This window comes from Chitinophaga pollutisoli, from assembly GCF_038396755.1.
Taxonomy (GTDB): domain Bacteria; phylum Bacteroidota; class Bacteroidia; order Chitinophagales; family Chitinophagaceae; genus Chitinophaga; species Chitinophaga pollutisoli.
On the sequence record NZ_CP149822.1, the window covers coordinates 5,011,580 to 5,024,893 of the forward strand.

Below are 13,314 nucleotides of genomic sequence, written 5' to 3' on the forward strand. Positions count from 1 at the left end.
TTAATATATCAATTTAAATTCTATCTTTGCAACTCTTTAAAAATTAGTATTAATAATCCGAAAAGAAAATGCAACTAAAAGGACTGGTTAGATTTTTTACTGCCGCCCTGATCCTTATTTCTTTGTATCAGTTGTCCTTCACGTTCGTGGTGCGGAACTTTGAGAAGAAGATGAAGGCTGAGGCCGCAGCTGATGTTGCCCGCCAAAATCCCTCCGCCGAAACGAAATATCCCGGGAACAAGGAGCTTCAGGCCCTGTACCAGGATACGCTGAACGACCTGGTTAAGGAACGTACGGACTACAAGCTGGACAGCTCCAGTGGCAAGCAGATTGCGGGATTCCCCTGGAACACCAGCTACATCAAGGCTAAAGAAAAGCAGCTCAACCTGGGCCTCGACCTGCAGGGAGGTATGAACGTGGTGCTGGAAGTTAGCGTGGAAGACGTTGTCCGCGCCCTGGCCGGCAACCCCAACGATCCTGCCCTCAATGCAGCCATCGCCACCGCCCGCGAGCGTAAGAAGAACAGCCAGTCCGACTTTGTGACCCTGTTCGGCGAAGCGTACAAGGAAAAGAACCCGAACGGCAAACTGTCGAACGTGTTCGCCAACGCCCAGCTGAAAGAGATCAACTTCAACAGCACCAACGACCAGGTGCTGAACGTGATCCGCACGGAAGCGAAGGCCGCCATCAAGAATACTTACAAGGTACTGCAAAACCGTATCGACAAGTTCGGTGTAGCGTCGCCCACCATCAACCTCGACGAGAACCGCGGTATTATTTCCGTGGAACTGGCCGGTGTGGATGATGCCGACCGTGTACGCCAGTACCTCCAGGCCAGCGCCAACCTCGAATTCAGGGAAACATACAAGAACAGCGATGAATTCTACACCGCTGTGCTGACGCCCATGAACGAGGCGATCCGCCGGTCCCTGGGTAATTCACCCATCGTAACCGACACTACCGCGCAGCCCAATGATTCCGCAGCTACCGCTGCCGCTCAGCCGGCCGCCGCAAACGATACCGCTTCATTGACCAGCGTATTGTCGAAAGACGTAGCCGCTGCCGGTAAAGATTCCGCCGCCCTGTTGCAGCAGCAGGCCATGAAGGAGAATCCGCTCTTCGCGATCCTCCGCATGAACGCTACGCAGACGGAAGGCCTGATCCCCAGTTCCACCCTCGGTTACATCGCCACCTCCGATACCGCCACTTTCCGCAAATACCTGGAAATGCCGGCTGTGAAAGCGGTGATCCCGAAAGACCTGGTGTTCCTCTACGGCCCTTCCAACAAGGAAGACCGCAGCCAGCCCCTGCAGGTGTATGGTGTTAAGGTGAACCCCTCCAGCCCGAAAGCTAAAATTACAGGCGAAAGGGTAATCGCGGCGAAAGCCGATTTCGGACAGGACAACCACGCGCCCGAAGTATCCATGACCATGGACGTAACCGGCACCCGCGACTGGCGCAACCTGACCCGCGCGCTGAAACCCACCAACCCCGACGATCCGAGAACTTTCAACTACGTAGCCGTAGTACTCGATAACATTGTTTACACCGCTCCTTCCATCCGCGGCGAGATCCCCAACGGCGTCTCTTCCATCAGCGGCAGCTTCACGCTGGAAGAAGCGCAGGACCTTGCGAACATCCTGGTATCCGGCCGCATGCCGGCTCCCGCCAAGATCGTTCAGGAACAAGTGGTAGGGCCGACCCTCGGCCAGGAATCCATCGAAGCCGGCGCCAAGTCCTTCATCATCTCCTTCGCCGTGATCTTCGTGCTGATGCTGGTATATTACAATACCGGTGGCATCGTAGCCAACATCGCCCTGATCCTCAACCTCCTCTTTACCTTCGGCATCCTCGCATACCTGGGCGCAACGCTCACCATGCCTGGCATCGCCGGTCTGGTACTGACGATCGGTATGGCGGTAGACACCAACGTAGTGATCTTCGAACGTATCAAGGATGAGCTCAGCAGAGGGAAAACCTACCAGCAGGCGGTGGACGACGGTTACAAACGTTCCTACGCCCCGGTGCTCGATGGTCACATTACCTCGCTGCTCACCGCGATCATCCTGTTCTATTTCGGCCTCGGCCCCGTACTGGGCTTCGCCACCACGCAGATCATCGGTCTGATCCTGTCCCTGTTCTGCGGTATCCTCGTATCCCGCATGGTGACAGACTTCTGGATGAAGCGCAAACGCCACTTCGAATACTTCACACCGCTCAGCCGCAGGATTTTCAAGCACGCGAACTTCGACTTCGTTGGCAAACGCAAGATTGCTTACGTGATCTCAGCGATCGTAATGGTCCTCGGTGTAGGTTCCTTCTTTAATGGATTCGACCACGGAGTTGACTTTAACGGCGGCCGCAGCTATACCATCCGTTTCGATAAACCGGTAGAGCGGGAAGCCGTACACGGTGCGTTGAACAAGATTTTCGATTCCGAGACCTTCGTTAAAACCATCGGCGATAACAACCAGCTCAACATCACCACTCCGTACCGTATCGAAGAGAATACCGACGAAGCGGCGAAAGACGCAATGGCGAAACTGCACTCCGGCCTGCAGGCTTTCTACGACAGCAAGCCCGATCAGGCTACCTTCGAAGCCAAGTACCTCGTAGGTTCGCAGACCGTAGCGCCCACCATCTCCGATGACCTGCGTCAGGGAGCCGTATACGCTACCATTCTCTCCATCTTCGTGATCTTCCTGTACATCCTGTTGCGGTTCAGCAAATGGCAATACTCTATCGGTACCATTTTCTCCCTCCTGCACGACGTACTCGTAACCCTGGCCGTGTTCTCCTTCTGCCGTGGCTTTGTGCCCTTCGCACTGGAGATCGACCAGCACTTCATCGCGGCGATCCTTACCGTGATCGGCTTCTCGATGAACGATACCGTGATCGTATTCGACCGTATCCGTGAAACTTTCCGCAACACGAAAGGTCTGGATACCAAATACGTCATCAACCGCGCGATCAACGAAACCCTGAGCCGTACCATCATGACTTCCGTGACGGTATTCCTCACCATCCTCATCCTCTTCGTCTTCGGTGGCGAGGTGACCCGTGGGTTCGCATTCGCAATGCTGATCGGCGTACTGACCGGTGCTTACTCTTCCATCTTCGTTGCAGCCCCCATTCTGGTGGACTTCGACAAGAAGAACACACTTGCGCAAGAGCGTGAGTCTGTAGTGATCGAGAAGGCTCCGCCGTTAGTGCGTGGCAAATAAGACCGCAATCATCTTCAGATAAAAAAGGAGACCAGGGTTTTTCCCTGGTCTCCTTTTTTTGTGCCGTATCCGTACTATAGGGTTCGTCTGGGCCAGCAGTTTCCTTAACATTAGGCTTCCATTTACTTTTACTATCTCAATTTCATCTTAAAGCCATTACAACAACATATGAGAGCTACCTCTTTATAAGGGAGGCTCATAGGTGGCTTATAGGTGGCTGCGAGGTAGCTTAGAGGTAGCTCAGCTGACAATTATATGACCGCAAGCGATGCCTTTGCCGGGCGGGAGGGGCAGTAGTAGGAATAAAGGGCAATGGTGTGGCAGGGAATGAAAAGGGCGGACAGGCATTACCTGTCCACCCTGGTCAATATGATTTCCGGAAGCCGGATTATACGGCGAAGGAAGTGCCGCAGCCGCAGCTGGAGGAAGCGTTCGGGTTGTTGAAAGTGAAACCGCGGGCGTCCAGGCCATGCTGGAAGTCGATTTCGATGCCCATCAGGTAAAGGCCATGCGCTTTTTTCATGATCACGGGGATGCCTTCGATATCAAAGGTATCGTCGCCATCCATTTTGGCGTCAAAGCCGAGGATGTAAGACAAACCGGAGCAGCCGCCACCCTTCACGCCTATGCGCAGGAATTGCGTACGGTCGAAGCTGTCTTCTTCCATGAGCCTTTTCAGTTCTTTTACCGCACCGGCGGTGAATTTTATAGGAGCTTGCGTAATTGTATCCATTTATCGAAAAGTTTGAATACAAAAATACGGAAAAATGCCTAAAGTGCGTTGTCACGGGTATGTCAGCCCCGTGTGCGATTATCTGAAATTTGTATGTAATTTGTTGCCCGGTGCATAACCCGTTACTACATATGCGATACTATCTATGCCTGGCCCTGGCCTTATCCCTTGCCCATTCGGCGCGCGCACAGCAATTTGGCGGCAACCGGCCTGCCGTGAAATGGCGGCAGGTGAATTCGGATACGGTGCGGGTAATATTCCCGGCCGGGCTTGAAGCGCAGGGCAAACGGGTGGCCGATGTGGTGCACCATATCGCCAGGTCACACACGGCAACGCTGGGCACCACCGTCCGCAAAGTCGATATCATCCTCCAGCATGAAACCATGCAAAGCAACGGCTTCGTACAGCTGGGGCCTTTCCGGTCGGTTTTCTATCTCACCCCGCCACCCAATTCCGCCGACCTGGGCGCCCTCAACTGGGCCGATCAGCTGGCCCTGCACGAATACCGCCACGTCGTACAGAACAACAATTTCCGTAAAGGCGTCAGCAAAGCAGGGTATTACGTGTTCGGCGAACTGGGCCAGGCCGCCGTGACCAATATCGCCGTGCCTGACTGGTTCTGGGAAGGCGACGCCGTGGTTACCGAAACCGCCCTCAGCCAACAGGGAAGGGGCCGCCTCCCGGCGTTCTTCGACGGTTACCGGGCATTGGCGCTGTCCGGCAAGGATTACAGCTACATGCAGATCCGGAACGGTTCATTCCGGAAATACATCCCCAACCATTACCAGACCGGTTACCTCATGACCAGTTTCGGTCGCCTGCAATACGGGCAGGATTTCTGGAAAGGGGTGACCGACGACGCCGTGCGGTACCGCCGCTTGTTCTATCCTTTCTCCCAAAGCCTGAAACGGCGCACCGGCCGCAACGCCGCGGCTTTCTTCGATACAGCTTTCAAATACTACCGCAAAAACTGGAGCGCCGCCGCCACCGAGCCCGTAGATACACTCGACGTTCCCATGCCCGCGCTTTCGAAGCGCAATACCGTTGAGAACTTCAGCTACCTGTACGCTACCAAAGGCCCCGGGCTGGTGTTCCTGCATAACTCTTTCGAAACCATTCCCGCCATCTACCACCATTACGGCACGGGGCGCGTCTTCCGGCAGGTGGCGCCCGGCGTGGGATTCGATAATTACTTCAGTTACCGCGACGAACATTTCCTCTGGACCGAAAGCCGGTACAACGCCCGCTGGGGCTGGGACGAGCGTTCGGTTGTCGTAATTTACAAACCCGGCAGCCTCCACAACCGTCATATCCTTACACATGAGCGCCGCTGCTTTTCACCGGATTTGTCCCACGACCATAAAACCGTTGTGGTAACCGCGCTCACGCCGGAACAGCAATACCGCCTCGAACTGCTGGACGCCGGTACGGGCGAAGTAAAGGCACGGCTGCCCAATCCCGAAAACTGGTATTACACTTACCCGAAATTCGCGCCCGGCGATCAGGCCATCGTGGCCGCGGTGCGCGACAGCACGGGGCGGATGGCGCTTGTGCGCCAGCATGTGGCGGGCGGGGCCGCGGAGATCCTGGTGCCCTTCGGCATGCGGACGATCGGCATCCCGCTGGTGCACGAAGGCAGGGTGTACTTTACCGCCGCTTTCGCCGACGCCGATGATATTTACAGCGTTCCCCTCGCCGGCGGCGGCCTCCGCCGGCATACGCACCGCCCCAACGGGGTGCGCCAGGTGGCCGTGTCGGAAGGCAAATTCGTGTTCAACGAGTTTACGGCCGACGGCTACCGCCTCTTCTCCATGCCCCTCAACGAAGGCGAGCCTTTCAATCCCTCTGCAAATCATCACAGCGCCTGGTTACAGCCCGATTTCGGCGAAGGGGGCGATATGTTGGGGCAAGTCAAGGATGAAGGAAGAGAGGTCCGTAAATACGCTAAAACACACCGTTTATTCAATTTCCACAGCTGGCTCCCGGTGATCGACGATCCGGATTACGGATGGTACCTCCTCGGGGAGAACGTGCTGGGCACCTTCCAGACGCGCCTGGGGGCCGGATACAACCGTAATGAAAGCAGCCCGTCGGTAAGCGGACAGGTGGCCTGGGGCGGGTGGTTTCCCGTGCTGCGCGCAGGGGGTGATTATAAATTCAACCGGTATCTCAATATCAGCGACACCGTACAGGTACAGTGGAACGAAATGGACTGGTATGCGGGAATGAGCCTGCCTTTGCGGCTGAATTCCGGGAAATTCTACCGGGGCCTCACGGTCAGCGCCGATTACCATCAGGTAACACGGACCCGCGCCGGCAACAGCAAATACGCATTCCGGGACGACAACATCCAGTATCTTGATGTCGGTTTCGGTTTTTCGAACCAGCGGATCAAGGCGCAGCAGCAGATTTATTCGCATTTCGCACAGGGGCTTACGCTGCGTTACAGCAAATCGGTGAACAACATCCCCGCGGAGCAGCTTTTCGGCCGGGCAGATCTGTATTTCCCCGGTTTCCGGAACCCGCACAGCATCGTGGTGCAATTGTCGTACCTGCAAAAAGACACGAGCCTGCGTTATGCCTTCAGTGATCCATTCCAATATGCGCGGGGTTACAGCAAGCCATTTTACGAGCATGTTTTCAAGGTGGGATCGAATTATCATTTCCCGGTGGCTTATCCCGACTGGGGATTTGCCAACCTGCTGTATTTCTCGCGGATCCGGGCGAATGTTTTCCACGACTTTATGACTGCATTCAACTTTAGGAACCGCCGCCACGTTACATATGAATCGGCCGGCGGGGAATTGTTTTTTGATACGAAAATCGGCAATGTGTTGCCCTTTACTTTCGGGATGCGCTATAGCCATTTGTTCAACGACAATCCCGGCGACCCTTCGCGGAAGGGGCGTTTCGAGCTGATCATTCCTATCCAGCAACTCTTTTCATACTAAATAACCGTGCATGCGACCACCTGTTCTGAAGCCGCCATTTTACATGAAACTGAGCCATATCCTGCTCGCCCTCGTCCTCATCGTCGTGATCCTGCGGACGATGAAAGACATCCTGGCGCCGGTGGCTTTCGGTTTCCTTTTCGCCATCCTGCTGCTGCCGCTGGCGCAGGGGCTGGAACGGCTGAAATTGCCCAGGGGCGCCGCTTGCGGGTTGGCGGTTCTGATATTCGTGATTTTTATGGCGGGAGGATTGTATTTTATTTCCTGGCAAACCTCCAGCTTCCTCACCGACCTGCCCGTGCTGGAAAAACGGCTGATGGTGCTGGCTACGGATCTGACCGTCTGGATCGATGATAAATTCCACATCGATTCGGACCAGCAGGTAGCCTGGATCAATGAGAACGCGGCGAAGAGCATCACTTCGCTGTCGAACTTCATCGTGAACGCGGTTACTTCCGTTTCATCGGTCCTGATTTTTCTCGTCTTCATTCCCCTTTATACTTTTTTCCTCCTTTTTTACCGCCGTTTGCTGGTGCAGTTCCTGCTGCGCCTTTTCCGTCGCGAATACGCGGGAGAAGTGCATGAAGTGATCGCCCACAGCAGGCTGGTGGTGAAAAGCTATGTGGTGGGATTGTTTATCGAGATGCTCGTGGTGGCGGGCCTGTACATCCTGGCGCTGGTATGCCTCGGTGTGAAATATGCTGTACTGCTGGGCACTTTGGGCGCTATTTTCAATATTATTCCCTACCTCGGCATGGTGCTCACCATCCTGGTGACGGTGTTGGTGACATTGACGACGGGCACGGCAGGACAAGCCTTCTGGGCCGCAGCCATCATGTTCGGTATCCATTTGCTCGACGCAAACGTGTTGCTGCCGAGGATCGTTGGGTCGAAGGTGTCTATCAACGCCATGGTAACGTTGCTCGGCGTATTTATCGGGAGCATGATCTGGGGGATCGCCGGGATGTTCATTTCCATTCCCACGATGGCGCTGCTGAAGGTGGTGTTCGATAAAATCCCGAACATGCGCCCCTGGGGCATGATCATGGGAAATGAAGATTAGCGGACGGTGACGCGAAGCTCCGGAACGCGGTAGAATTTATCTTCCGTATACCGGATCACGATGTTGGAGAAGATGAGGGATTCGCCTTTCTGGATGGTTTCTTTCAGGCGCTGGCTCCACAATGGGCTGAGACGCTCACCTTTGAAGGAATCGCCGGTGGTTTCGGTGTAAAAGCCCACCTGGCTGGTGGTATCGTTCATGTATGCCTCTTTCGCCACGTAGATAAAATCGAAAGATACGACCGGGAATTTGTTGTTTTTCTGATCGCGCACGACTAACGCAGAATCCAGTATTTTCAGGACTTCGGGGCGGGGGATGGAATCGCTGAGGTAAATGCCCCAGGTGGTTCTGAAGCGCAGTTTGCCGTCGGCCGCCGATGCAGCCGGTTTAGCCGGCTTAGCGGCTGGTTTTGGTTTGGAAGTCTGCGCCACTGAAATGGCGGATATCCCGGTAAACAGTGCGAGCGTTATCAGCAATTGCTTCATCATAGGGCAAAAAAAGGATCGTCCGGGTACAAAACGCCGGACGATCCTGAATATTATAACAGTTTCAGACTTTCTTCGATGGCCTGGATGCGGGCCTGGCAGTCGGCGAGTTTTCTGCGCTCCGATTCCACGGCTTCCGGTTTGGCGTTGGCCACGAACTTTTCGTTCTGCAGCTTCTTTTCCACGCTGGACAGGAAACCCTGCTGGTAGGCGAGGTCTTTCAGCAGCTGGTCTTTCTGCGCGGCCGGGTCCACTTCCTTCTCCGTTACCATGTAGAATTTGTCCGTTCCCACCACGATGGCCGCTGCGCCGGGGATCGCTTCGGTCGCATAACCGTACTCTTCCGCATTGAGTTGTTTGGCGAGGATGGTTTCGATGCGTTCAAACGCTTTGCGGTCCTGCGTTTCCACGAACAGCTTGATATTGTCTTTCGGTTTCAGCTGTTGTTTGTTACGGGCATCGCGGATGGCGGTGATCACATCTTTGGCGAGCGTGGCTTCTTCCAACAGACCGGCATTGATGCTGCCGGGCGCGGAGAACTGTTTGATCACCAGGTCGTCGCCTTCGGCGCGGTCGCGCAGGAGGTGGTAAATATCTTCGGTTACGAAAGGCATGAAGGGGTGGAGCAGCTGCATGAGTTGTTCGAAATACCCGATGGTTTTTTCATACACGCCTTTATCGATCGGCTGTTCGAACCCGGGCTTGATCCATTCGAGGTACCAGGAGCAGAAATCGTCCCAGATGAGGGAATAGAGTGCTTTGAGGGCTTCGCTGAGGCGGAACTCGCGGAAGAGTTTTTCCACTTCGGCATGTACTTCGTTGAGGCGGTTGCCAAACCATTCCACGGCGAATTCGGGAACGGGAGCGCCGGTGTTTTCGGCGGGCGTCCACATCTTCACGAGCTTCAGCGCGTTCCACATCTTGTTGTTGAAGAAACGGCCCTGTTCGCAGCTGGAATCGTCGAACAGCAGGTCGTTCCCTGCCGGCGAGGCGATCATGATGCCGAAGCGAACGGCGTCTGCACCAAACCTGTCGATGAGATCGAGCAAATCGGGCGAGTTACCGAGGGACTTGGACATCTTGCGGCCGAGCTTGTCGCGCACCATGCCGGTGAAGTACACGTCGGAGAACGGTTTCTCGTTATGGTATTCCTGGCCGGCCATGATCATGCGGGCTACCCAGAAGAAAATAATATCCTGGCCCGTTACCAGCACGCTGGTAGGGTAGTAGTAGTTAATGTCTTCGTTGCCGGGGTTGCTGATGCCTTTGAATACTTCCGTGGGCCAGAGCCAGGAGGAAAACCAGGTATCGAGGCAATCTTCGTCCTGCTTCAGGGAAGCGGGGCGGCTGCCGTAGGCGGCTTCGTATTTGTCGAGCGCCTGTTCCAGCGTTTCGGCAACCACAAACTGGCCCTGGGCGTCGTACCAGGCGGGGATTTGCTGGCCCCACCAGAGCTGGCGCGAAATACACCAGTCTTTCACATTTTCCATCCAGTATTTGTAGGTAGCCAGGAAGCGGTCGCCGGGATGGATGCGTACTTCACCGTTTACTACCGCATCCAGGGCGGGTTTGGCGAGCTCGGACATCTTCACGAACCACTGTGTCGAGATTTTCGGTTCCACGACAGTGTCCGGGTTGCGCTGGCTGTATCCCAGGCGGGTGGTGTACTCCTGTTCTTTAACGAGGAGGCCTTGTTCCTGGAGGGCCGCCACTACTTTCTTGCGGGCGCGGAAGCGGTCTTCCCCTACAAACACTTCTGCGGCGGCGGAAAGGGTGCCGTCGTCGTTGAGGGTATCTACTACTTCGAGGTTATGTTTCAGTCCGAGGTTGTAGTCGTTGATATCGTGGGCGGGCGTCACTTTGAGGGCGCCGGTACCGAATTCCTTATCTACATATTCGTCGAAGATCACGGGTACCTTGCGGTTGACAAGGGGCACGATGGCGAAGTGGCCTTTGAGGTGGGCGTATCGTTCATCATCCGGATTTACGCAGATCGCCGTGTCGCCCATGATGGTTTCGGGGCGCTGGGTGGCGATGGTGATGTATTCGCCGGTGGGCTCGCCGGCGGCGTTTACCACGGCGTATTTCACGTGATAGAGTTTGCCGCTGATCTCTTTATATTCCACTTCCTCGTCGGAAAGGGCGGTTTTGGCCTTGGGGTCCCAGTTGATCATGCGCGCGCCGCGATAAATGAGCCCTTTGCCGTACAGGTCAACGAACACTTTGATCACCGCGTCGTAATAATGCTGGTCCATGGTGAAGGTCACGCGGTCCCAGTCGACCGAACAGCCCAGTTTTTTGATCTGGTGGTAGATGATGCCGCCGTATTTTTCCTTCCATTCGTAGGCGTATTTGAGGAATTCCTGCCGGGTGAGCTGGCTTTTTTCGATGCCTTTCTCCTCCTTGAGCATATTCACCACCTTGGTTTCGGTGGCGATGGAAGCATGGTCGGATCCCGGCACCCAGCAGGCGTTGTAGCCGCTCATGCGGGCGTGGCGTGTGAGAATGTCCTGCACGGTCTCGTTCAGGGTGTGGCCCATGTGGAGCACCCCGGTCACGTTCGGCGGCGGGATCACGATCGTAAAGGGAGGACGGCTGTCCGGAACGGAGCGGAAGTATTGCTTGTCCATCCAATATTGGTACCACTTGTCTTCTGCCGCAGCAGGAATATAATTCTTCGATAGTTCCATCAGATTATCAGGCTATGTCTGTTTTAGGCATGCAAAAATATTGAATATCGGAAGTATTCCGAATTTCGGGGCCATATTTGCCGGATCGGACCGGAATTAATTGTCAGATAAGCGTGGAAACATTTTATTTGTGAAAATAACACCGGGATCCTGCAAAATACCATGCAAGATAAGCTGAATTTATCGGTAACTTGTGGCGTTTTTGTTGAAAATGACGAGTTTTGCGCAACATACCGACCAGGAATTAATGCAGGGCATCCGCGGGAACGACGCTGCCGCGTTCACTGCGCTCTTCAACCGTCATTACCGTAACCTTTACCTTACCGCATTGAATATTCTCCGCCGCGACGATGTGAGCCGCGACCTGGTGCAGGACGTATTCACCCAGCTCTGGGTGCGCCGGCACGAGTTGGAGATCGCCTATCCCAACGCCTGGTTGCAGCAATCGATCCGTTTCCAGGTTTTCAAAGCTATCCGCGACCAAAAGATCGACGAGCGGTTCTACGACCGTTTGATGGAAACCTCTTCCGAACTGCTGGATGAGCAGCCTTTGCTGTTCAAGGAGCTGGACGGGCTGGTGCGCGAGATCCTGGCCTCCCTGCCGGGCGATGCGCGTCGTATTTTCCTGCTCAGCCGGGAAGAAAAGCTGTCGTACCGGGAAATTGCATGCAAGATGGATATCTCCGTAAAGACCGTCGAAAAAAAGATGACCGCCACCCTGAAAGTGCTGCGCACCCGTCTCCGCGACGCCATGTTTACCATCATTCCCTGATTATTTTTCAATTATTTTTTGATTTACCGTAGGGTACCGCCGAAGGAGTGGTACTAAAGTACATAGCGCATGAACAAGCAAACCTTAGCCACACTTATAGACCGCTACCTCAACGGCACCGCCACAGACGCAGAGAAGCGCCTGCTGGACGCCTATTACGACAGTATGCGGCAGCAATCCGCCGATGCTCCCGGCGCGGAGGAAGAGGAATCGCTACGGAAAGAGATGCTGGCGAAAGTGTATGCGAACGCGGGCATCGAAGCGCCGGTTACGCCGGTGCGCCGCCTTTGGGTGCGCCGTGCCGCGGCAGCCGCTGCGGTAGTGGTGATGGCCGGTGCGGCCTGGTGGATGTTCCAGCCCGCGAAGCCGGAAGTGGCCATGCGGGTAAAACCCGCGGCGGTGCCCCAGCCCGGGAAAGATGTGGCTACCCTCACGCTGGCTAACGGGCAAGTGGTAGTGCTGGGTGATTCCGCCGCCGTTATTCCCGCCAGCCAGGGCGGAGCAGCCATTGCCATGGGCGGGGATGCGCTTATCTATAAAGAAGAAGGCGATGTGGATGCGGCGCCTGTCTTCAATACCCTCAAAACCCCTACCGGCGGTAAATTCCGCCTTACTTTATCAGACGGAACGAAGGTTTGGCTCAACGCGGCCTCCTCCATCCGTTATCCCGCCCGCTTCACAGGCGCCGAGCGCAAGGTCGCGGTTACCGGCGAGGCTTATTTCGAAGTCAATAAAAGCGAGGCATATCCATTTGTGGTGGAGGTCAATGAGACAGCCACCGTGCGCGTGCTCGGCACTGCTTTCAACGTGTCTGCCTATTCCAACGACCCGCGCATCGTCACAACCCTCGTAACGGGGAAAGTACAATTTGCGGCCGGAGGCGCCCCCGTGACACTGCGTCCCGCGCAGCAGGCTGTTTCCGGGGCCGACGGGAAAGTGACCGTGCAACCCGCGGATATCAATGCGGCTACGGCCTGGAAGGACGGTTACTTCCGTTTCAACGGAGCCGATATCAAAACGATCATGCGCCAGCTCGAACGCTGGTATAATATAGAAACGGAGTATCAGGGCAACATACAGCACCTCTTCGTGGCCGACATCCCCCGGGATGCCCAGCTGGCGGAGATACTGAGGCTCCTGGAGATGACCGGGCGCGTACATTTCACGACCAGCGGAAACCGCGTGACGGTAAATCCGTAAAGCAAACGAAGACAATCGGGAAAAAGATACATACAAAGACAAGGCTTGACAGATTAACACGCAGTGGATAGAAAGTAATCAGTAGATCGTGGATCAGAAGGGGGGAATTACAACGTAATTAAACCGGTTCAAAGAACAAGTAGGATCAATAAATCATCTCCTGGAAGGGGGACTGGGCGCTGCATGTGTGATGCGG

At 55.2% G+C, this 13,314-nt stretch carries 8 protein-coding genes; 5 read left to right on the top strand and 3 right to left on the bottom strand.

Features of this window, described 5'->3' with window-relative positions:
• Nucleotides 1-68 precede the first annotated feature (68 nt).
• Complete coding sequence (gene secDF / locus WJU16_RS21315) at nt 69-3,224, top strand: protein translocase subunit SecDF (RefSeq protein ID WP_341835424.1); 3,156 nt, start codon at nt 69-71, stop codon at nt 3,222-3,224.
• Nucleotides 3,225-3,612: 388 nt separating this feature from the next.
• On the opposite strand, the gene WJU16_RS21320 is transcribed toward secDF, so the two are convergent.
• A complete protein-coding gene (locus WJU16_RS21320) occupies nt 3,613-3,957 on the bottom strand; it encodes an iron-sulfur cluster assembly accessory protein (protein WP_341835425.1) in 345 nt (114 codons plus the stop codon).
• 131 nt (nt 3,958-4,088) lie between these two features.
• Here WJU16_RS21320 and WJU16_RS21325 point away from each other — a divergent pair, with 131 nt between their 5' ends.
• Both WJU16_RS21325 and WJU16_RS21330 read left to right on the top strand, forming a co-directional pair.
• Nucleotides 4,089-6,908: a hypothetical protein gene (locus tag WJU16_RS21325; protein WP_341835426.1), complete on the top strand. Its 2,820-nt coding sequence runs from the start codon at nt 4,089-4,091 to the stop codon at nt 6,906-6,908.
• A gap of 10 nt (nt 6,909-6,918) precedes the next feature.
• Nucleotides 6,919-7,971: an AI-2E family transporter gene (locus tag WJU16_RS21330; RefSeq protein WP_341835427.1), complete on the top strand. Its 1,053-nt coding sequence runs from the start codon at nt 6,919-6,921 to the stop codon at nt 7,969-7,971.
• On the opposite strand, the gene WJU16_RS21335 is transcribed toward WJU16_RS21330, so the two are convergent.
• Both WJU16_RS21335 and WJU16_RS21340 read right to left on the bottom strand, forming a co-directional pair.
• Entirely contained in the window at nt 7,968-8,459 is a 492-nt protein-coding gene (locus WJU16_RS21335) for a hypothetical protein (RefSeq protein WP_341835428.1), read from the bottom strand. The genes WJU16_RS21330 and WJU16_RS21335 overlap by 4 nt on opposite strands.
• Before the next feature lie 50 nt (nt 8,460-8,509).
• A complete protein-coding gene (locus tag WJU16_RS21340) occupies nt 8,510-11,146 on the bottom strand; it encodes a valine--tRNA ligase (protein WP_341835429.1) in 2,637 nt (878 codons plus the stop codon).
• Between the two features lie 211 nt (nt 11,147-11,357).
• On the opposite strand from WJU16_RS21340, the gene WJU16_RS21345 reads away from it, so the two are divergent.
• Nucleotides 11,358-11,918, top strand: a complete 561-nt coding sequence (locus WJU16_RS21345; RefSeq protein ID WP_341838684.1) for an RNA polymerase sigma-70 factor — start codon at nt 11,358-11,360, stop codon at nt 11,916-11,918.
• Nucleotides 11,919-11,987: 69 nt separating this feature from the next.
• A complete protein-coding gene (locus tag WJU16_RS21350) occupies nt 11,988-13,118 on the top strand; it encodes a FecR domain-containing protein (protein WP_341835430.1) in 1,131 nt (376 codons plus the stop codon).
• The last annotated feature ends 196 nt before the right edge of the window (nt 13,119-13,314 follow it).